This window comes from Pseudomonas sp. NPDC089401 (genome assembly GCF_044749485.1).
In the GTDB taxonomy this organism is placed as follows: Bacteria; Pseudomonadota; Gammaproteobacteria; order Pseudomonadales; family Pseudomonadaceae; genus Aquipseudomonas.
On the sequence record NZ_JBIVIA010000001.1, the window covers coordinates 378,287 to 399,270 of the forward strand.

General features: G+C 65.9%; 16 protein-coding genes. 2 read left to right on the forward strand and 14 right to left on the reverse strand.

All coding sequences use genetic code 11. The annotated features are described in order from the left end of the window. Positions 1–43: 43 nt before the first annotated feature. Positions 44–220, forward strand: coding sequence for a hypothetical protein (locus tag ACIP21_RS01820; RefSeq protein ID WP_400683256.1), 177 nt, complete (start codon positions 44–46; stop codon positions 218–220). 119 nt (positions 221–339) lie between these two features. Here the strand turns inward: ACIP21_RS01820 and ACIP21_RS01825 are convergent, their stop codons facing one another. The 13 genes from ACIP21_RS01825 to ACIP21_RS01885 form a co-directional block, all read right to left on the reverse strand. Then, positions 340–933 (reverse strand): glutathione S-transferase, encoded by a 594-nt coding sequence (locus ACIP21_RS01825; RefSeq protein WP_400683259.1) that lies wholly within the window; start codon positions 931–933, stop codon positions 340–342. Then, a complete protein-coding gene (locus ACIP21_RS01830) occupies positions 930–4,574 on the reverse strand; it encodes an AAA family ATPase (RefSeq protein ID WP_400683261.1) in 3,645 nt (1,214 codons plus the stop codon). Before ACIP21_RS01830 ends, ACIP21_RS01825 begins: the two co-directional genes overlap by 4 nt. Beyond that, positions 4,571–5,809 carry an exonuclease SbcCD subunit D C-terminal domain-containing protein gene (locus tag ACIP21_RS01835; protein ID WP_400683264.1) on the reverse strand — a complete coding sequence of 413 codons (1,239 nt, stop codon included), beginning with the start codon at positions 5,807–5,809 and terminating at the stop codon, positions 4,571–4,573. The genes ACIP21_RS01830 and ACIP21_RS01835 overlap by 4 nt, the downstream gene beginning before the upstream one ends. A gap of 188 nt (positions 5,810–5,997) precedes the next feature. Beyond that, positions 5,998–7,623 carry a BatD family protein gene (locus tag ACIP21_RS01840; protein WP_400683267.1) on the reverse strand — a complete coding sequence of 542 codons (1,626 nt, stop codon included), beginning with the start codon at positions 7,621–7,623 and terminating at the stop codon, positions 5,998–6,000. Then, positions 7,620–9,341 carry a tetratricopeptide repeat protein gene (locus ACIP21_RS01845; RefSeq protein ID WP_400683269.1) on the reverse strand — a complete coding sequence of 574 codons (1,722 nt, stop codon included), beginning with the start codon at positions 9,339–9,341 and terminating at the stop codon, positions 7,620–7,622. Before ACIP21_RS01845 ends, ACIP21_RS01840 begins: the two co-directional genes overlap by 4 nt. Next, complete coding sequence (locus tag ACIP21_RS01850; RefSeq protein ID WP_400683271.1) at positions 9,338–10,414, reverse strand: vWA domain-containing protein; 1,077 nt, start codon at positions 10,412–10,414, stop codon at positions 9,338–9,340. The genes ACIP21_RS01845 and ACIP21_RS01850 overlap by 4 nt, the downstream gene beginning before the upstream one ends. Beyond that, positions 10,407–10,901, reverse strand: coding sequence for a DUF4381 domain-containing protein (locus ACIP21_RS01855; protein WP_400683274.1), 495 nt, complete (start codon positions 10,899–10,901; stop codon positions 10,407–10,409). The genes ACIP21_RS01850 and ACIP21_RS01855 overlap by 8 nt, the downstream gene beginning before the upstream one ends. Further along, positions 10,898–11,842 (reverse strand): DUF58 domain-containing protein, encoded by a 945-nt coding sequence (locus ACIP21_RS01860; protein ID WP_400683277.1) that lies wholly within the window; start codon positions 11,840–11,842, stop codon positions 10,898–10,900. The genes ACIP21_RS01855 and ACIP21_RS01860 overlap by 4 nt, the downstream gene beginning before the upstream one ends. A 3-nt stretch (positions 11,843–11,845) precedes the next feature. After that, on the reverse strand, positions 11,846–12,805 hold the full coding sequence (locus tag ACIP21_RS01865; protein WP_060477736.1) for a MoxR family ATPase: 960 nt from the start codon (positions 12,803–12,805) through the stop codon (positions 11,846–11,848). A 135-nt stretch (positions 12,806–12,940) separates the two neighbouring features. Beyond that, positions 12,941–13,132, reverse strand: coding sequence for a hypothetical protein (locus ACIP21_RS01870; RefSeq protein ID WP_400683280.1), 192 nt, complete (start codon positions 13,130–13,132; stop codon positions 12,941–12,943). 169 nt (positions 13,133–13,301) lie between these two features. Further along, a complete protein-coding gene (locus tag ACIP21_RS01875; RefSeq protein WP_400683283.1) occupies positions 13,302–13,559 on the reverse strand; it encodes a hypothetical protein in 258 nt (85 codons plus the stop codon). A gap of 207 nt (positions 13,560–13,766) precedes the next feature. Then, positions 13,767–14,252: a hypothetical protein gene (locus ACIP21_RS01880; protein WP_400683286.1), complete on the reverse strand. Its 486-nt coding sequence runs from the start codon at positions 14,250–14,252 to the stop codon at positions 13,767–13,769. Further along, positions 14,249–18,922: an RHS repeat-associated core domain-containing protein gene (locus ACIP21_RS01885; protein ID WP_400683288.1), complete on the reverse strand. Its 4,674-nt coding sequence runs from the start codon at positions 18,920–18,922 to the stop codon at positions 14,249–14,251. The genes ACIP21_RS01880 and ACIP21_RS01885 overlap by 4 nt, the downstream gene beginning before the upstream one ends. 239 nt (positions 18,923–19,161) lie before the next feature. Between ACIP21_RS01885 and ACIP21_RS01890 the strand changes: the two genes are divergently transcribed. Further along, the gene (locus ACIP21_RS01890) at positions 19,162–20,406 is read left to right on the forward strand and encodes a phospholipase effector Tle1 domain-containing protein (protein WP_400683291.1); all 1,245 of its coding nucleotides are present in this window, start codon (positions 19,162–19,164) and stop codon (positions 20,404–20,406) included. 88 nt (positions 20,407–20,494) lie between these two features. Here ACIP21_RS01890 and ACIP21_RS01895 read toward each other — a convergent pair whose 3' ends face one another. Continuing rightward, positions 20,495–20,848, reverse strand: coding sequence for a hypothetical protein (locus ACIP21_RS01895; RefSeq protein WP_400683294.1), 354 nt, complete (start codon positions 20,846–20,848; stop codon positions 20,495–20,497). Positions 20,849–20,984: the final 136 nt, after the last annotated feature.

Genomic DNA, 20,984 nt, shown 5'->3' on the forward strand with positions numbered 1-20,984 from the left:
CCAAGCGGCTGAACGTCAAACCCCACCCGTCGAGGTCAGCCCCATGAACTTCAATCTTTTCCCCGTGATTGCCGCCTCCGCCATTTCCGCTTCCGTGGTGCTGCCGGCCCATGCCCATGCCGACAGCAGCAAGGCCTCGGCCACCCACAGCTACACCGAGCAGTATCTGCGCCAGAGCGCCAACTTCCATGCCGCCCTGGGTGGCAAGCACAGCCACTGATCAGGCACGTGTGAGATCCCTGTGGGAGCGGGCTCGCCCGCGAACACCGGCGAAGCCGGTGCCCTGCACCGCGGTATCTGCTTCGCGGGCAAGCCCGCTCCCACAGGGATCCGCGTGTATCAGCGAGCCATCACCGACTTGAACAGGTCAGACGCCAACCACCCCTCCAGCCAGCTCCGCACCCGCGGATAAGCCGCCTCGGCGAACCACAGCGGTTCGACCCCGGCAAACTGGCGCATCAGGGGCAACAGCGCGACGTCGGCCAGGCTCGGGTGATCGGCCAGCAGATACGGCCGGCCTTCGAGCAACTGTTCAAGCGTCACCAGCCAGGTTTCGGCCTGCTGACGATAATGCTCGCGAGAATGCTCCGGGTAGCGCTCGGCATATTTGTACAGGTTCACCTGCGCCTTGAACTCGCTGTCGTTGCGGGCAATCAGCGTTTCGGCTCGCTGAGCGGCGGCAGGGTCGGCCTGCAGCCGCCAGTCCTGCGGGTCGTGGCGTTCGAGTGCCCAGCGCATGATGTCCAGGCTCTCTTCCAGCACCCCGGCACCGGTATCGAGCACCGGCACCGTGCCCTTGGGCGACAAGGCCAGCAGTTCTGCCGGCTTGTTCTTCATCGCCACCTCGACGATCTCCACCGCACACCCCGCATAACGCAGTGCCAGGCGCGCACGCATGGCCCATGGGCAGCGGCGGAACGAGTAGAGGATCACCCGCACACCTCCACATCGCTCAGGCCATTGCCCTGGCGGCGCACCTGGATCTGCACCGGGATGCGCTCGTGCATCTCCTGCACGTGGGAAATCACCGCCACCTTGCGCCCTTGGGCCTGCAGGCCGTCGAGGGCGTCCATGGCCAGTTGCAGGGACTCGGGGTCGAGGCTGCCGAAGCCTTCGTCGATGAACAGCGATTCGATGCGCAGGGTGCTCGACGCCATCGACGCCAGCCCCAGGGCCAGGGCCAGCGAGACCAGGAAGGTTTCGCCACCGGACAGCGAGTGCACCGAGCGCAGTTCGTCGCCCATTTCGGTATCCAGCACCAGCAGGCCCAGGGCGCTGCCACCGCGCTTGAGGCGGTAGCGCCGGGCCAGCTGGCGCAGTTGGGCGTTGGCGTGGTGCAGCAGCAGGTCGAGGTTGTAGCCTTGGGCGATCTTGCGGAACACGTCGCCGGACGCCGAGCCGATCAGGGCATTGAGCCGCGCCCAGCGCTGCCATTGCTGGCTGGCCTGTTCGATTTCCCCGGCCAGAGACGCGCTGGCCTGCTGGCGGCGCTGGTCGTCGGCCTGCTGCGCACGCAGCTCGGCGCACTGCTGCTCGTGGCCGGTGAGCCGTTCACGCAGTTCGCCCAGGGCCTGTTCGAGGTCTTCGACCGAGCGTTCCACGGTCATCTGCGCGGCATGCTGTTGCAGGCGCTGTTCGCGCTCCTGGAGCAGCACGCGGCTTTGCTCGATGGCCGTTTCCGCGCCTTGCAGGCGCTGGCGCAGTTCACCGAGCTGGCTGTCGTCCATGGCCAGCAGGCGATCGAGGCCGGCGTCGTCCAGTTCCGGGTGCGCGGCGCGCCACTGGGCGATGTCGCCTTGCAGCTGCTGGCATTCGTTTTCCAGCGCCTGTTGCTGCTGGGTATTGGCCTTGAGCTCGCTGGCCAGCTGCACGCCCTGGGTGCGCAGGTCCTGCAGGCGCTGGGCAGTGTCGGCGTCGAGGGCGCGGGCTTGCTCCAGCTGGCTGTCCAGGTGCGACTGCCAGGCTTCTGCGCTGGCATGGCTACCGAGCAGTTCGCCCAGCGCGGTGCGGGCCTGCTGATGCTGCTCGTTCAGCGAGGCCAGCTGTTGCTGCGCCTGTTCCAGGCTCTGCAAACGCCCTTGCTGCTGGTCGCGCAGCTTGTCGAGCCGGACCTGGCGGGCCTGCTGTTCTTGCGCCTCGTCCTTGCGCTGCTCCAGCTGCTGCAAGCGCTGGGCGATCTGCTGGTCGAGGGCGAGGAAGGCATGGGCCGGGTCATCGCCCAGTGCTTTGAGCACATCTCCCGGCAAGACGCTGGCCAGGTCGCCGAGGCCTTGCGCCAGTTGCTGCTCGTCGCTGGCCAGGGCCTGGTGCTGGTGCTCCAGGTTGCGCTGGGCCTGCTGCTGGGCCTGCTCGGCGGCCTGCAACTGCTGGCCGAGGCGGGCGGCGTCCTTCTGCAGGGCGAGCAGGGCGCTCTGGCGCTGCTCGTCCTTGCCGATTTCGTCGTCCAGGCGCCGTAGCTGGCTGTCGAGCCAGGTGCTGCGGGCCTTGTCGTCCTGCGGCGCGAGCGCCGGCCACAGGCTGTGGGCCTGCACCTGGGCCACCAGCGGTTGCAGTTGTTCGCCGAGTTGCTGCTGTTGCTGCTGGTAATCCTTGAGCTGGGCGTTGACCACGCCGAGCTGGGTGCGCAGGTCGACCAGCTTGCCGTTGAGGGCTTCTACCTGCTTCTGCGCGGCGTCTTCTTCGGCCTGGTCGTGGCGGCCCAGGCTCTGCAGCAGTGCTTCAGGTTGATGGAACGGGTGCTCGGCGCTGCCGCACACCGGGCAGGGCTCGCCATCGCGCAGCTGGCCGCGCAGTTCCTCGACGCTGGTGTTGCGCGCCAGGCGCTGGCGCTCCAGCAGCTGGCGGGTGAGGGTCAGGGCCTGCTCGGCCGCTTCCAGCTCGGCCTTGGCGGCGGTGCCTTCGCCGATCAGTTGCTGGCGTTGTTGCATGGCCTGTTGCTGGCGTTCGCGCAGGGCTTCGAGTTGCTGGCGCAGCTCCCGTTCGCGGGCATGCAGGCGTGACAGTTCCTCGACGGCGCGTTGCTGCTTGCGGTTGTCCTGGAGCATGCCGCCGAGCAGGTCGATCTGCTCGGCCAGGGCCTGGGGTTCGGCCTTGGCTTCGCGGAACAGCAGCTCGACGTGGTCGCGCTGGGCCTGCAACTGGGCATTGGCCTGGCTGGCCTGGGCCTGCAGCCCCGGCAGTTCCTCGCGGCCCTTGGCCAGGCGGCCGCCGATCAGCATCACTTGCTTGAGTTGCGGCAGGTAGGCCTGCCAGGCGCTGGCCAGGCCCGCCAGGTGCTGGCTGTCGGCCAGGGCGGTGTCGATCTGCGCCAGTTGCTGCAGGCTGCGTTGCTGGTGTTGTTCCAGTTGCTGCAGCTGTTGCTGGCCTTCGGTGACCTGCTGCTCGGCCTGCTGGCTGCTGCTGTGTTGCGCTGTCAGGGCTTGGTCGAGGCGGGCGAGGGTGTCCTGCCCGGCAAAGGCCTGGCGCAGGCGCGGGGTATTTTCGCCGTGCTGGGCCTGGTGTTGCGCGAGGGCTTCGCGCGCAGCAGCCAGGGCCTGTTCGAGCTCGCCGGTCTGGGTCTGCAGTGCGCTTTGCTGGCGCTGCTGTTCGGCAATCTGCGCGGCGACCGGGGCCAGTTGCGCGGTGAGCGTCTGCTGGCGGTGGAACTGGTGGCGCTGCGGGGCCAGGCGCTCCAGGCGTTGCAGGTCCAGGCGCTGTTCGGCCAGTTGCTGCCAACCCTGCTCGGCGGCCTGCAGGGCGGCGCTGGCTGCGCCGTGCTGGGCCTGCAGCTGGCGCTGTTCATCGAGCCAGTTGCGTTGCTGCTCCAGCTGGCGCTCGCCGGCCTGGTCGGCCTTGAACTGTTGCAGCGCCTGCTCCAGGCGCTGGTCGAGTTCGGCGCGGGCCTCGGCAGCCATCGGCAGCAGGTGGCTGGCGCGCTCCTTGAGGCTGTTGTGGGCTTCGGCGGTTTCCCGCGTCTTGCTGAAGGCGCGTTGGCCGAGGCGGGTGTAGATGGCGGTGTTGGTGAGCTTTTCCAGCAGCTCGCTGCGGTCTTTGTCGTCGGCCTTGAGGAAGGCGCCGAACTCGCTCTGGGCCAGCATCACCGCACGGGTGAACTGCTCGAAGTTCAGGCCCAGGCGGGCTTCGATCAGTTGCTTGTATTCGTTCTTGCCGCTGCCCAGCAGCTGTTCGCTGTCCAGGTCGTACAGGCTCTGGCGGCTGTGCTGCAGCTTGCCGTTGGCCTTGTCGCGGGCGCGGTTGGCTTCCCAGCGGGCGCGGTAGCGGTGGCCGTCGATGCCGACGAAATCGACTTCGGCAAAGCCGCTGCCGGTGCCGCGGCGCAACAGGTTGCGCGGGTCGGAGGTGGGGATGTCGCCGTCGGCGTCCGGCACCTTGGCTTCACGGCCGATGTCGTTGAGACGCGGCACGGTGCCGAACAGGGCCAGGCACAGGGCATCGAGCAGGGTGCTCTTGCCGGCGCCGGTAGGCCCGGTGATGGCGAACAGGCCGGCGCTGGCCAGGGGCTCGGCGGTGAAGTCGATGTCCACCGGGCCGGCCAGGGAGGCCAGGTTCTTGAGGCGGATGGCGAGAATCTTCATGGCTGCTCCTCTTCCTGCTGGACGTCCTGCAGCAACAGGGCGAAGTCGGCCAGGGCCTGCTCGTCGACGGGGTTGCCGTAGGCCTGCTCCCAGGCGCGACTGAACAGGTCCTGCGGGGTCATCTGGGCCAGTTCGACGAAGGCCTGGTCGTCCTCGTCGGCACTGCCGGCCCCGGCGTATTCGGCACTGATGCGGATCAGCCGCACGGCCTTGCCTTGCAGGGCGCTTTCGATCTGCTGACGCAGGTCGGGCTGCGGTTCGTCCAGGCGTACCCGCACCTCCAGCCAGGGCTGGCGGTTTGGGTCTTCGAGCAGGTCGATCACCGGCAGGTTGGCCAGTTGTTCGAGCAACTCGCCCAGCGGGGCAGGGCCGACCCGTTGCAGGGCCACGGCACGCGGTACCGGGCGCGCTTCGACGCTGACCAGCTCGGTACCGCTGAGCTCGACCTCCAGCACCTGGTGCGGGTAGTTGATTTCGGCAAACGACAGCGGGATCGGCGAGCCGCTGTAGCGGATGCGGTTCTCGCGGTTGACCTTTTGCGGTTTGTGCAGGTGGCCCAGGGCGACGTAGCTGATGCCCTTGTCGAACAGCCTGGCCGGCAGGGCCTCGGCGTTGCCGATGATCAGGCTGCGTTCGGAGTCTTCGGAAATCGCGCCGCCCGCCATGTGCGCATGGCTGATGGCGATCAGCGCCTGGTCTTTCCTGCGCTTCTTCTGCGCCGCCTCGATCAGTTGCTGGTGCACCTGGGTGATGCCTTGCAGGTAATCGTCACCCAACTGCGGGCCAGTGACTTCGGCCGGGCGCAGGAAGGGCAGGGCCAGGCACCAGGCGGCGACCTTGCCGCGGCCGTTGGTCAGCGGGATCAGCAGGCGCTCGGCATCCAGCTGGCCTTCGTCGAGCCAGTGCACCCGGCCCAGCGCATGGGTGCGCAGGCGCCGCATCAGGGCGGCGGGCAGCTCAATGCGCGAGCCGGAGTCGTGGTTGCCGGCGATCATCACGATGTCCAGTTTCGGCTGCTGCTCGTGGGCCTTGACGATGAAGTCGTAGAGCCGCTCCTGGGCTTTGACCGGCGGGTTGACCGTGTCGAAGATGTCGCCGGCGATCAGCAGGGCGTCGGGCTGGCGCAGGTGCAGCTGGCCGAGCAGCCAGTCGAGGAAGCAGGCGTGTTCGAAGTCGCGTTCCTGGCCGTGCAGGCTTTGGCCCAGGTGCCAGTCGGAGGTGTGAAACAGACGCATGGATGACCTGTCGGAAGGGAGCTTGGGGGCGGTTGTGTTGGCGCGGTATGGTAACGCAAGAGCTCGACTGCCTGTACCGGCCTCTTCGCGGGTAAACCCGCTCCCACAGGGAACACCACTGGTTTCAAGTCTTGTGACGACCCTGTGGGAGCGGGTTCACCCGCGAAGAGGCCGGTACAGCCAATACATCATTTGGGGTAGAGCGGCGGCAGGCTGCCGCTCTCGCCGGTCGGCAGCAACACCTGCTCCGCCGGAGGAATGGTGCCGATCGCCCGCCACAGCTCCTCACCCTGCCAATACTGCCCGCTCTCGCTGTACAACGCCCCGTTCAAGCCATCCAGCGCGTCCGACAACGGCACGAAGCGCGCCGCCATCTCGGCCAGGGTCTGCGGCTGCTGTCGCGCCCAGGCGTCGAGGGCCTGGCGGGTGGCCTGGGGGTCGTTGGCCTGGCAGGCGCGCTTGAGGTCGTCGAGCAAGGTGCGTGGGCTCGGCCCGTTCTGCGCGGCGCGCAGCACCGCCGGTTGCGAGCGGGCGCGCCACCACAGGGCGAAGCCGAGCAGGGTGGTCAGGGCGAACACCAGCGTCGCCAGTTGCCACGGCCACAGCAGCTGGCTGGCGCTGCTGGCGTCACCGACCGGGGTATCCGCGCTCAGGGCGGGGTTGTCCTCCACGTTCAGGGTACGCGCCGGCAGGCTGCTGTGTTCCAGGTGGTCTTCGCGGGTGTTCCACCAGGTGACCTCCAGCGCCGGCAGGGCCAGCGCGCCGCTGTGGGTCGGCACCAGCGCCTCGCGTTCTTCGCGGTTGGCGGTCATGCCGCGTTCGTTGATTTCGTTGCGCAGCAGCGGCTGGTCCGGGTAGCGGCGCAGGCCGACGATCTCGGTGGCCGGCAGTTGCGGCAGCTGGGTGCTCGACAGGCCCTCGGCGCGCAGGGTGATGCTGCGGGTCAGCGAGTCACCGATCTGCGGTGGCTGGCTGCCTGGGTCGGGGCTCCAGTGTTCTTCGAGGCTCAGGCTGCGTGCCGGCAGCCATGGCGCGCCGGCTGGCCAGGCGGCGGGGATGGCCCGCACCGTCAGGTGCAGCGGCAATGAGCTGACCTGCACCTGGCGCCCGGCGCGGGTCGCACCCGCCGCTTGCGGGTCGCTGTCGGCGGCGGTGGCGGTGAAGGTCAGGGGTGGGATTTCGAGGCTGCCGCTGTGCTGCGGGTATACGGCGTAGCGGGTCTCGATCACGCCATGGCGCACGCCGTTGATTTCTTTCTCGTAGGTGCGCGATTCACCCAGCGGCTCGACCTTGGCGTCTTCCAGTTGCAGCGGGCTGAGGCTGCTGTCGTCGTACAGCGACACCGAATGGTAGATGCGCAGAACCAGCACGGCCTGGGCCTGGACGTAGACCTCGGTGCTGTCCAGGGTCGCCTCGACGAACACCTGCGAGGCGCTGTCCGGGCGGCTGGCATCGGCCTGCAGCACCTGCAGGTCGATGGCCTGGCTGCGCGACTGGCCCAGCTGCAGTTCAGGGATGCGCAGGCTGCCGCTGCGCCGCGGCAGCAGGGTGATGATCCAGCGGGTGCTGGCGCGGGTTTCGCCGTCGAGGGTGTGCAGGCTGTTCAGCTGGCGTGTGCCACGCACGTCGAAGTCGGTTTCCAGGGCGCGCAGGTCGGGCTTGCCGAACTGGGTCACGTCCTGGCTTTCGAGGGTCAACTCGAGGGTTTCGCCGGCTTCCAGGCGTGTGCGGTCGACGCTGGCCTGCAGGGTCGGCAGCGCCTGGGCCATGACGGCCCAGAGCAGGCTGAGGAGAAAGACGCCGAAGCGACTCATCGTTGGTTTTCCTGATGCAATTGCTGTTCATACCAGAATTTGCGCCGCAGCAGCTCCGCCGGGTTGTCGGGGATCTCCCGCAGCCATTGTTCCAGGGCCTGGCGCTGTTCGGCGTCGAGGCTGGTCGACACCGGGCGTTGTGGCGGCTGGGTGACGCTGTCGTCGTTGCCGCCCTGGTTACCGGGGCTGGCCTGACTGGTGTTCTGGCCTTCGCCGGGTTGCTCGGCGGCGGCCTGTTGTTCTTCCCCGGGGGTGCCCTGGGCCGGCGTGCTGGCCGAGCTGCTGTTGCCCTCGGTTTCGTTGCCGGGCGTACCTTGGGTATCGCTGTTGGCCGGTTTTTCCTCGGCCTGGGCCTCGCGTTGCTGCAGCAACTGCTGGACCAGCGCCTGGTTGGCCAGCGCCGGCTGCAGATCGGGCTGCTGCTCCAGGGCTTGTTCGTAGGCGTCCAGGGCGGCTTCCAGCTCGCCGCTGCGTGCCAGGGCATTGCCTCGATTGTAGTGGGCCGCAGCGCTGTTGCCCTGGGCGAATGCCTTGGCCGCAGCGGCATAGTCGCCGGCCTGGTACAACGCCATGCCGCGCCACAGCGGGTCCTGGAAATGTTCGGCGGCTTGCACCGGGTGATTCTGCCGCAGCAGGCGCTGGCCTTGCTGGTCGGGGCGCAGCCACAGGTCGTTGAGTTCGAAGGCCTGGCTCGGTTGCGGCAGCGCCAGCAGCAGCGGCAGGCAGAACAGCCAGCCGCGGCGGCCGGCGCAGGCGGCCAGCAACAGCAACGGCAGCAGCAGCCAGTAGCCCTGGTCGGCCCAGCTGTCCAGTTGCAGGGTCTGGCTGTTGTCTTCGCGCAGGCTGCCTGGGTTGTCGAACAGGCCCAGGCCGCGCAGGTCGAGGTCGTCGATGCGGGCATGGCGGTAGCGCCCGCCGGTGCCGGTGATGAAGGCCTTGAGGCCTGGGCTGTCCAGACGCGGCACGAGGATGCCGCCCTGGTCGTCCTTGAGGAATTCGCCATTGGCCTGGCGCACGGGGGCGCCTTCGCGGGTGCCGATGCCGAGCATCAGCAGGCTCGGGCCCTGGCGGCCGAGGGCCTGGGTGATGCCCTGGCGCTCGGCCGCGCTCAAGGCCGAGCCGACCAGCAGCAGGCGGCCCTGGCCAAGGCCACTCTGGGCCAGCAGGGCCAGGCCCTTCTGCACCGCCAGGTCGGCGCGCTGGCCCGGCTGCGGCATGATCGACGGGTCGATGGCCTCGAGCAGGTTGCGCGTGGTGCCGAGGTCGTCGGACAGCGGCACCAGGGTATGTGCGGAGCCGGCGTAGACGATCAGCGCGGTCTGGCTGTCGCGGCGGTGCTCGAGCAGGTCGAGGACCTTGCGCCGGGCCTGTTCCAGGCGGTTGGGCGTGGTGTCCTCGGCGAGCATCTGCGGGGTCAGCTCGAGCAGGATCACCAGCGGGTCGGCGGGGCGCTGGCGGGTTTCCTCCAGGCGCTGCCAGCTCGGCCCGAGCAAGGCCAGCACGACCAGCAACCAGGCCAGGCCCAGGGCGACCCAGGGGCGCTTGCTGTGGCTGCCGCTGCCGCCGCCGAGCAGTACCGGGTGAAACGCCGGCGGCAGGATCATCTGCCAGCGCCCGGCGCGCTTGCGCCGGTGCCACAGCTTGTACAGCAGCCAGGCCAGCAACGGCAGCACCAGCAGCCAGAGGGGACGCAGCCATTGCGGCCAGAGTTCGATCATCGCCGCCTCCTCAGGCGCAGGCGCTTGAGGCGCTGGCGCCATTCCGGATGGGGCTGCAGGAAGCGCGGCTTGCGCAGCAGCCGGTGCAGCAGGTGGTCTGGCCATTGCGCGGCCACCACCAGCAGCACGCTGAGCAGCAGTGCCAGGGCCAGCGGCCAGGCATACAAGGCCTCGGCGGTGCGCGCCTGGGTCGGCTGCTGAGCCACCGGTTCGAGCTGGTCGAGGGTGTCGCCGATGGCATCCAGTTCGGCGCCGTCGTGGGCGCGGAAGTAGGCGCCGTGGGTGATGTCGGCGATTTCCTTGAGCGAGGCTTCGTCCAGGTCCAGGCTCGGGTTCAGCCCGAGCAGCCCGGGGGTGCCGCTGGCCTCGGGGTTGGCGCCGATGCCGATGGTGTAGATGCGCACGCCTTCCTGGGCGGCCAGGCGCGCGGCGGTCAGCGGGTGGATCTGCCCGCCGTTGTTGGCGCCGTCGGTGACCAGCACCAGCACCCGGCTCTGCGCCGGGCGCTGGCGCAGGCGCTTGACCGCCAGGCCGATGGCGTCGCCGATGGCGGTGTTCTTGCCGGCGATGCCGATTTTCGCCTCGACGAGGAAAGTGCGCACGGTACGCCGGTCGAAGGTCAACGGCGCCTGCAGGTAGGCCTGGCTGCCGAACAGGATCAGGCCCACGCGGTCGCCTTCGCGGTCCTGCAGGAAGTCGCCGAGCAGCGCCTTGACCAGGTCGAGGCGGCTGATGTCTTCACCTTTCCACTGCATGTCGGGGAAGTCCATCGAGCCGGACACATCCACCGCCACCAGCAGGTCGCGGCCGCTGGAGGCCACCGGCACCGGTGCGCCCAGCCATTGCGGGCGGGCCGCGGCCAGCAGCAGCAACAGCCAGATCAACACGTAGGGCGCCTGCTGGCGCAGGGTCGGCAGGTTCAGGCGCGCGCGGCGCCCGGCGAGGCCTTCGAGCTCGTCGAGAAATCCCACCTTGAGCACCGGTTCGCCGCTGTCTGCCGCGGGCAGCAGCAGGCGCATCAGCCACGGCAGCGGCAGCAGCAGGAAGATCCACGGCCAGGCCAGTTCAAACATGTTTGCGGATCCAGGTTTCGACCGCCTGGCTGAGCCCGACGATGGCCTTGTCGTCGAGCTTGCACTCGGGCTTGTAGGCGCCTTCGACCAGCACCATCCAGCGGGTCAGGCCGGCGGCCGGGCAGCGGTTGTCGAGAAAGGCCAGCCATTGGCGGCCGTTGAGGGTATGGCTGTTGGCGCCGGGGTAGTGGTTGCGGCACAGGCGCTTGAGCAGGGCGTTGATCTGCTGCAGCCAGGCACCGGCCGGGGCGCCGTCGTAGGGCCGCGGCAGGCGGGCCAGTTCGGCCAGGGCTTCGGCGCGCACCGGGTCCAGCGGTTGCTCGGCGCGCACCAGCGGGCGCTTGCCCGGGCGCCAGCGGCGTAGCCGCCACAGGCCCCAGGCCAGCAACGGCAGCAGGGCGAGCAGCAGCCACCAGCCGGGGGCGGGCGGCCACAGGCCGATCGGCGCCGGGGCGATCAGCGGTTGCAACTGGTCCAGTGGGTTCACGAGCCGCTCCGTGGGCGCTGGGCGTTCAGGTACTCGCGCAACTGCTCGATCATGTCGCTCTGGGTGCTCAGCGGCATCAGCAGCACGCGTAGCTTCTGTGCCATGAGCTCCCAGCGTTCCACCCGCGCCTCGGCCTGTTGGCGGTAGGCCTGGCGCAGGTTGGCGTCGAGGGTATCGAGCTCCAGCTGTGCGCCACGCTGGGCGAAGCGCAGCAGGCCGGCGGCGGGCAGGGCATGGTCGAGCGGGTCGGACACCGGCAGCAGCAGCAGGTCGCAATGCCGCGAGAGCATGGCCAGGTGCTGTTCGGCCTGGTCGCTGAGCGAGCGTTCGTCGCAGATGACGATGGCCAGGCTGCCAGGGCGCAGCACTTCGCGCGCGCGGCGCAGGCCCAGGCCCAGGCTGTCGGCCTGGGGCGCGGCCTCGGTGTGCAGCGCCTGGTTGACCTTGGCCAGGCGGTTGAGCAACTGCAGCAGGCTCTGCTTGCTGCGCCGTGGCTTGACCTCGTGGTGGTCGTTGTCGCCGAATACCAGGCCGCCGATGCGGTCGTTATGGCCCAGCGCGGCCCAGCCGAACAGCGCCGCAGCCTGGGCCGCGAGCACCGACTTGAACATCAGCCCCGAGCCGAAGAACAGCCGCTGGCTCTGCTCGACGAGGATGAAGATCGGCCGCTCGCGCTCTTCGTGGAACAGCTTGGTGTGCGGCTCCTGGGTGCGCGCGGTGACGCGCCAGTCGATGTTGCGCACGTCGTCGCCGGCCTGGTACACGCGCACCTGGTCGAAGTCCACGCCGCGCCCGCGCAACTTGGAGTGGTGCAGGCCGACCAGCGGGCTGCGCTGGCCAGGGCGGGAGAACAGCTGGATTTCGCGCACGCGGTGGCGCATGTCGATCAGTTCGGCGAGGCCGATGCGGATGCCGTGGTCGGCCAGCTGCGTGGTGGGCATGGGTCAGGCGACGGCGACGACGTCGAGGATGCGCTGCACCACTCGGTCCTGGTCGACCCCGGCCGCCTCGGCCTCGAACGACAGGATGATGCGGTGGCGCAGCACGTCGAACAGCACCGCCTGGATATCCTCGGGGCTGACGAAGTCGCGCCCGGCCAGCCAGGCGTGGGCGCGGGCGCAGCGGTCGAGGGCGATCGAACCCCGCGGGCTGGCGCCGTAGGCGATCCAGTCGGCCAGCTCGGTGTCGAACTTGGCCGGGGTGCGCGTGGCCATCACCAGTTGCACCAGGTATTCCTCCACGGCGTCGGCCATGTACAGGCCGAGGATCTCCTTGCGCGCGGCGAAGATCGCCTGCTGGCTGACCCGGCGCTCGGGCTTCACTTCGCCACCCAGCGCCTCGCCACGGGCCTGGGCGAGAATGCGCCGCTCCACGGCGGCATCCGGGAAGCCGATCTTCACATGCATGAGGAAGCGGTCGAGCTGCGCCTCGGGCAGCGGGTAGGTGCCTTCCTGCTCGATCGGGTTCTGCGTGGCCATGACCAGGAACAGCGGCGACAGGTCGTAGGTGCTGCGCCCGACGCTGACCTGGCGCTCGGCCATGGCCTCGAGCAGCGCCGACTGGACCTTGGCCGGGGCGCGGTTGATTTCGTCGGCCAGCACCAGGTTGTGGAAGATCGGCCCCTGCTGGAACACGAAGCTGCCGGTTTCCGGGCGGTAGATTTCGGTGCCGGTGATGTCGGCCGGGAGCAGGTCGGGGGTGAACTGGATGCGGTGGAACTGCGCCTCGATGCCTTCGGCCAGCTCCTTGATCGCCTTGGTCTTGGCCAGGCCCGGCGCACCCTCGACCAGCATGTGGCCGTCGGCCAGGAGCACGATCAGCAGCCGCTCGACCAGCTTTTCCTGGCCTAGGATCTGGGAGGAAAGAAAGGTGCGCAGCGCGATCAGCGCTTCACGGTGTTCCATCGGCGGCGGTTCCTGGGGAATGGGCCGGCGCGCGCGAGGGAAAGCGGCGGCCGGGCAAGGGCTGATACTTTAATCCATACGGGGGTGGCGACCAATGGCGATGGGTAAAAATCTTGAAAGGGCAGGGGGGAAGGCTCACCTCAGTGACTGCAGTGCTTGGGAAAGTGCCTCTTTGAGGGTGTCGAGGTTTGTGGCGGACCCTTGGAAAGCGGGGTGCTCCCAGTCATGGTCCTTCACCAGCACGATATGGAGCTTGCCGCTGGCATCGAAGGAAGGGCGCCAGCCGATGTCCAGGATATGGCCGTCAGGGTATTCGACCTGCAGCATGTCCTCTTTCAGTTCATCCAGGCACTGGGCACGCGTGGTGTTAGTAGCTTCGACTCGGTTCGGGCTCGAGAGGCAGAGAGGGCTCCAATGTCGCTCAAGATCAGGTCCATATCTATGGCTGTAGAGGCTCATGTCTATGGAGTCTGGTGGAAAGATCGATGTTACGTATTTACGTTTTATTTGGCTTGATGATGGTGTTGTTAAGCAGGATGATATCGACATGCTTGCCGTGGCTGAAGGTTTTTAAAGCGTCTTGTAAGTGAATGTGATCCATGTCGTCGGTTTTCATTTTTTTAGCCGATTCAATGAAAAATTCTCCCAGGCTTTGTAAGGTGTCAGGTGACGCTAATAGTGATATTTCATCAAGGTCTAGTGTTTTGTCGGTTCCTGCTTCAGTGCCATGTATTGTGAAGTTATCAAGGGGCATGGGCGATCCATTGGCGGCCTGAAGGCCATGAAGAGTTGTTCGAAGTTCGCTCGCGCTTGACTTAAAGTGTAGTTTCAAGCTGTCTTTTTCTTGATCGGCGCTGAGCAGGCATCGTACATGGCCTGGTAGGTCAAGTGGGGTTCGTGGTGATGTGAGTGGGCCCACCTGACCTTTAATGATTTGGTGTGGGGGTGGGCTTGAATCACTTTAAAGGGGTTTTTTGTTGTGATGATTTATTTGGTTGTCAAGAGCTAGTCCGAGTTTTTTGCATTGTTCTACTAGGGTTTCTCTTGTCTCGTACATGAATGCCATGTAGTTATCTTGGCTGATGTCCATGAGCATTGCTTTTTTCTCCCCCCAAGGCCTTACTGCTAGCCGCTCATTGCCGTCAACAATCACCAAGCTAACAAACTCACCATCGAAGCTTTCTACGCCCGTAGGTAAGTCATAGTTTTGCAAGTCTTCCTCAAGTGCTTTTAATTCGTCTTCCAGTTGCTTGGTTGTAAGGTGGATTGGTTCTTTCGCCTTAATTCTGTTGAATAAATCCAAGAAGGCAACATTCAAGGAGCCTGCCACCATGAGTTGGTCAAAGTCACCGACGGTGAGTGTCTCGAAAGTAAAGCAACATTGTGCAAAGACGCTGTCTCCGTCAGCGCTCCTGAAAGTTTCTATTCTTGCTTTTAATTGGGTCACTTTTTCTTTACTCCGCATACGCAGTCTTTTTTCATGTCAGCAAACCTCTTCTCAACTTCAGAAGGAACCTTTAATCCTCGCTGTTGGACCGAGTCCCCATTCCAGTGAGCTTTCCCATCGTTGCTGTTTCCGAATCGGTGTATGACTCCGTCGTTATCCATGGCATACCAGTGTGTGCCCTCTTTGTCGGGTACTGCTTTTTTATAAAGCTCTTCGGCATTTTTAGGGAGTATAGAGGTCTTGCTGCCGCCTCCGCGGAATTTTCCGGAAGATGGATCATGGTGGCCGGGATTTTCATATTTCGGTTTAGGGCCATGGTACCGTCCAGCTTTGGGTTGGCGGGCCAGCCCGAGAGGATCTGTCCACGCAATGGCATTGGGCGCATAAGCAAATAGATTTAAACCGCCGGCATAGCTGATCGGATCTTTGCTTATATACCGTCCGATGATTGTTTCGTAATAACGATATCGATTGTAGTGCAATCCGGTTTCGCTATCGTGATACTGTCCTTGGAAACGAATCGGATTACTCAACGCATGCCGCTTGGCCCATTCCGACCGATCTTCCCGGACCTCGCCCCACGCTTTGTACTGCCCCGCCCAGGCGATATTGCCTTGCTCGTCGGTGAGTTCCATCGGCGTGCCGAGGTGGTCGCAGTGATACCAGGCAATCGCATCAAACGCCTGTGGCTTCATCTCCGTTTGCCACAACGGATCATCGTCGAAATCGTACTCGCGCTGGCTCCAGTCCGGCTGCCGGTGCAGAACGATCGGACGCTTGCGCAGCGCCTGCGCGACCGGCACGAAGCTACCCGGTTCGTACAGGTAGTGCACGGTCCGACCAGTATCGCCGTCATCCCGCGGCGGTGAGCTTTCCCACGCCAGGGTGTCGCCATCCCAGCCAAACAGGGTGAAGCCACATTCCAACTCTCGTTGACGCTTGGCCCTTTGCATCTGGTTCCAGCCGGTACCGGCTTCCGGTCGATCCCAGTAGTGCGCGACGGAATTCTTGTACAAGCGCCGGCCCAAGGCGTCATAACCGAAATCGACCTTGAGCTTGTCGTCGTTGTAGCTGGCCAACCGGTCGAACAGGTCCCAGCTAAAGTGCGCGTGGGAGCCATTGTGCAGGCGGTGAATCAGGTTGCCGCGCTCGTCGTACTTGTAATGGGTGCCGGCGTACTCACGCAGCAAGTTATCCATCAGCTTGTTACGGCGTGGGTTCGCTTCCAGCGGACGGTTCAGTTCCTGGGTTTTCTGGTCCAGCAGGTTACCGGCCGGGTCGAAGGCGAAGGTCTCGACACCCAAGCGGCTGGTGGCCTGGAGCAAGCGACCGACCGGGTCGTACTGGTACTCCAACTGGCCGCGACGGGTGTCGTGGATATTGGTCAGCTGGCCGGCAGCGTCGTAACGATACTGGCGCTTGAGCAACGTGGACTGGCTGTCATGGCTGCCCAGCCACTGCTCCTGCAGACGCCCGGCAGGGTCCCAGGCCTGGGTCTGCATGAGCTTGTTGCCCTGATGGCGCACGACCTCGCGGTGCAGGTCATCACGTTCGTAGGCCAGCATCTCGTGGTGATCGAGGGTCATGCCCAGCAGGTGACCGCTGCCATAGGTCAGCCAGCTGACCTTGTGCCCGTCCGGGCGCACTGTCGAGATACGCTGGTTAAGCGCGTCGTACGCGTGCTGCCACACCGCAACCATCGGTTTGCCGGTGTCCAGGTAATGCTGGTGCTCGTGGGTGAGGTTGCCGGCGTCGTCATGGAACCACTGCAACTTGCTACCGGCGTTGACGGCCTGGATCAGCTTGCCGTTGCCGTCGTAGGCGAAGGTTTCGGTCTGGCGTTGGTCGCCCTGGCGGGCAGTCCGCTCGACCAGGCGATTCATCGGGTCGAAGCGCAAATCGATATGGCGTTGCCCAACCTGGGTCGAGGCCAGGCGCCCGGAAGACGGGTCGTACTGGTAACGGGTCACCAGCCCGTCGAAGCCGTTCTCCTGCAGCAGGCGACCGACCGGGTCATAGAAGAAGCTCGCCTTGCTCTCGTTCTCGTTCTCCAGCCCGATCAGGCGGCCGAGCTTGTCCCAGCGATAGCGCAGGGTATGTTCGTTGGCATCGATGCGTTCAGCCAACAGGCCAGCGGCGCTGTAGGACCAGGTGGTGCAGCGATCCAGACCATCCGAGTGGGCGAGCAAGCGGCCTTCTGCGTCGTAGTCGAAGCGCTCTTCGCTTTTGTCCGGGTGAGTGACCTTGCACAGCTGGCCGGCCTTGTATTCATAGGCTGTCTTGTTGCCCATGGCGTCGGCGAACTGGGTCAGCTGGCCGAAGGCGTTGTATTCCCAGGCGCTGGTCTTGCCCGAGCAGTCGGTGTACGCCAGCATCTGGCCGGCAGCGTTGTAGGCCAGCGTCTTCTCGTTGCCCAGCGCGTCCTTGATCGCCTGGACCAGCCCGGCTGAGGTATAGGCAAATTCGGTCTTGTTGCCCAGCGGGTCGATTGTTTCGACCAGGTTGCCGCGATCGTCGTAATCGCGCAGCCACAGCCCGGCCTCGGCATCGCGGATCTTGATCAGCTGGTCGTGATCGTCATAGGCGTAATGCACGGTGCTGTGGTCGGGGCGGATGTGCTGCAGCAGGTTGCTGCGCTCATCGTAGGTGAAGCGGTCCTGGCTGCCGTCGGCGTGCACATGGCGGATGATGTTCTTGCGTTCGTCGCGGAACAGCCATTCCTCGCGCCCGTCCGGGTGGACGATGCGGTAGGTGTAGCCGAGGGCGTCGTAGTAGTGCCAGGTTTCCTGGCCGTGGGCGTCGGTGAGGTAGGTCAGGCGGATGCGCTCGTCCCACGCCAGGCGGGTTTCGAAGCTGCCGTCGTCGGCCCACTCGTGAATGGCCCGGGCGTGTGGGCCGCTGCCGTCCCACTTGAGGTTGATGCCACGGTCGGTGCGGTCGGTGTAGCGGGTGATCAGGTGGTGCTGGTACTGGTAGCGCCAGGCGGCGCCGTTTTCGTCCTGGGCGGCAATCAGGTCGCCGTGGTCATCGTAGTGATACCCGCACAGCTGGCGCAGCGGCTTGCCGTCGACCACCTGCCACAGGCCCTGGATGTGGCCGTGGTCGTCGAGCAGGGTACCCAGTTGCAGGTGGACCTTGTTCGGGTCGTCGTCGAAGTAGGTGTTGATGTCCGACAGCACCGGCTGGTCGTGGTGGCGGTGCTCGTAGTGCAGCATCGCCCCGGCACCGCTGCGCAGCTTGATGTGGGTCAGGTAGAAGCGCTCGCCATGGCGGGCATAGGTTTCCTGGCGGTCGAGGCCGCGGACCAGCACCAGCTGTTGTTCGCCGGTGCGCTTGAGGCACAGGTATTCGATCGGGTCGTAGTGGTAGGCGCCGACCTTGGGCAGCGGGAAGTCGTGGCTGCGCCCGTCCAGGTCGTGCAGCACCAGGCCCTTGCCGACCACGTCGATACAGGTGGTGAACTCGGTGAGCCAGCGCGCGCCGAGGCGGCCCTGGTCGAGGGCGGCGAGCCGCGAGTTGTAGACCCGGGTCCAGACCACGGGGAACGGGCCGGGCAGGGCGAAGTCCTGGTGGGCCAGGGTTTCGTCGCCGAGCACGTGGCCGATGCTGAAGTCGGTGCAGGGGCAGGGGCCGTTCTTCTCGGGCTTGGGCGCCTTGCTAGGTTTGACCTCGCGGCTGACCACTTCGGTCGGGCCTTCGCTGTGGATATGCCGGGCCTGCTGGGTGGTGCCCGGGCGGATATTGGCCGACAGGGTGACCCCGCGCGGGCGTTTCATCACGGTTTCCAGCAGGCGGGTGAGCAGCCAGGCGATGCTGTTTTCCAGGCCGGCCGAGCCGAGCGCCTCCAGGCGGCGTGGCACGGCCACGGCAAGGCCTTCGAGGGTGCGCACCAGCGGTTGCAGCAGGCTTTGCAGTTCGTCGCCGAAGTGGCTGGCGACGCTGTTGTAGCCATCCTTGATCGCGCCTTCGCCTGCGTTGGCCAGGGCCGACAGCGACAGTTTCCAGAAGCCGGTTTCCAGGGCCGAGTCGTACAGCGCGGCCTCGGCCATCTGTGCCCGGGACATCTGGTAGCTGGCGGCGGCGTCGAGCTCGCCACGGGCGGCCGCGTCGATGGTGGTGGCCAGGTCGGTGAAGATCTTTGCCGCCGTTTCGGCGGCGGCCGTGAGCATGGCCGGCAACTGCGCCAGGGCCTCGCTGACGTACTGCTCCAGATGGCCACGGATACTGGCGTGCAGATGGCCGTCGATGACTTCCAGGATCGCCTGGGTGATGGTCGCCCCGGGGCGGCGGCGCAGGGTCTGGCGGGTCAGTTGCAGCACCGGGCGCAGCACCATGCGCGACCTGGACAGGCCGGGCGGGTAAGGGATCACGCCGATCAGGTTGATGCCCAGGCTGACCCACAGCAGCGGGTCGGGGGAGGGGCTTTGCACCAGGTCGATGATGTCGATCAGCACATCGATGGCGGCCAGGGCATTGGCGACCGCCGGGTTGCTGTCGCCCAGCTGGCGCAGCAGTTGCAGGTTCACCAGGCCGTAGGTGTGTTCGCTGAGCCAGTGGTCGACGGAGGCGGCAGCGGCGCCGAGGTCTTCGCTGAGCAGGGTGTCGAGCGGGGCGACAGCGATCTGGACTTCGCGCTCGCTGGGCGCGGAATCGGAGGGTACAGCGGTCATCAGAAATAGCCTTCCTTAGGCAAGGGACAGGAGGTCCCGGGTGGTCCGTGAAGGCGAAATTTTACTGGTGGACGGGCGTTCACACCATGGGGGGAACACTGACGGGGAAGGCTTGACGTCCGGGAAAACCTGACCAGGGCTGCGTCATAACCCGCCTATGACGCTTGAGGTGAATTCTGATTTTTCGCCTGGGCGGATTGTCGCTTCCTGCTTCCTTCACGCCATGAAGGAGCGCGACGATGACTACGCAGAACAACCCCGTGCGGGTCGGCATTTTTTTCGACGGTACAGGTAACCACCAAGGCAATTCCGGCCAGGCCAATGGCGAACTGACCGGCAGTTACGCCAACGCGCGCAGCAACATAGCGCTGTTGCATGCGCTCTACCCAGAAGGGCCGGTCGGCGACCAGGCCTTCATCAAGCTTTACATCGAAGGCGTCGGTACCCGCGAAGGTGCGCCTGATTCGTTGTACGCCATGGCCACGGGCAGAGGCGCGGCGGGGGTGGAGGCGCGAGTGGCCCAGGCGCTGAGTCGGGCTGCCGAGCAGTTGCGCCAGCACGGCTCACCTGCGCGTATCGAATTCGACCTGTTCGGCTTCAGCCGCGGCGCCGCCTCGGCCAGGCACCTGGCCAACCGCCTGGGGGGCAATGAACGAGGCATGCCGGCGCAGTTGCAAGGGGTTCGCGGGATCAACTTCATCGGCCTGTTCGACACGGTGGCCGCCATCGTCGAGCCGCTGGTTGGCGACTTCGACCCTGCCGATGCACGCCATTGCAACCTGCGCCTGGGCCTGGAGGCGGGTATTGCCCGGCAGGTGGTGCAGTTGGTGGCGGGCGATGAACGCCGGCACAACTTCGCCCTGATACGCAGCGGCAACGATATCGTCGTGCCCGGCGCGCATGCCGACATTGGCGGGGGTTATCCGCTTTCGATGCGTGAGCAGGTGCTGCTGAGCAAGCCACGCTCAAGCCGGGAGAGGCAGGCGACGCCGCCCGAGCGGAGCGAGGCCTATGCGCAGGCGAAGGCCTTGCTGGCCGACCTGGGCGAGCCCAGGTCACGGGTGCTGGCCTGGGAAGTGCCGGTGGGCAATGGCCGGGCGCAGCGCGACGATGCGCAGAAGCTGGTGTATGCGGCGGTTTACCGGGAGCGCGAGGTGAGCGGGCACCTGTCGCGGGTGTACCTGAGCATCATGCGTGAACTGGGCGTGCGGGCCGGGGTGCCGTTCATGCCGTTGGGCGGCGATGAGGCCCATGGACTGCCGGGCGAGTTGCAGGGGATCAGTGGCAAGCTGCACGCCTACGTGCTGGGCGCAGGTCAGGCGCTGCAACTGTCGGCTGCAGAGGATGCGCTGCTGCGGGGCAAGTACGTGCATGCCTCGGCGCACTGGAATGCGCTGAAGGGGTTGCGCGGGAGTGGGCTGGATTCGCTGTATGTCAACCGGCCGGGGCAGGGGGGCAGGGTGGTGCATGACAACCCGGTTTGACAGTGCCGGCCCTTTCGCGGGTGAACCCGCTCCCACAGGGACCGCTGTGGGAGCGGGTTCACCCGCGAAAGGGCCGGAACAGAGGTACTCAGAGCTCGCTGACGAAGGTCCCGGTGCCATCGAGGATGTTGCGCAAGGTCAGCGCCACTTCCTCCAGGTCGGTCCCTGCGGACGTCAGCACGATCTCCAGCACCTCATCCCCTTTCAGCGCATCCCGGTCCCCGGCCGCCACCTCGATCAGCAGGCGCTGCGCGCTCAAGGTCACCTTCAGCCCATCCAGCGTCGACGGCTCGTCATCCAGGGTCAGGTCGACGGTGTCCTCGTCCGGGTAGCGGGTCAGCAGGAACATCTGCCCCTTGTCGCTGTGGCAGCACAGGGTCGCCATGTTGTCTTCCTCGTCATCGCAAGGGGTGGCGAACAGCAGGGCGGTCTTGATTTGCATGGCAGCGCTCGGGATTGCGGAAATGAGAGGGAATTCTGACAGCCTTGCACACATCCATAAACGTAAATTGCCAGCCCTTGACCGAAATTGTCGCAGCACCGCAAGCGGCGATGACCGCTCAGTCGTTAAGCTTCGG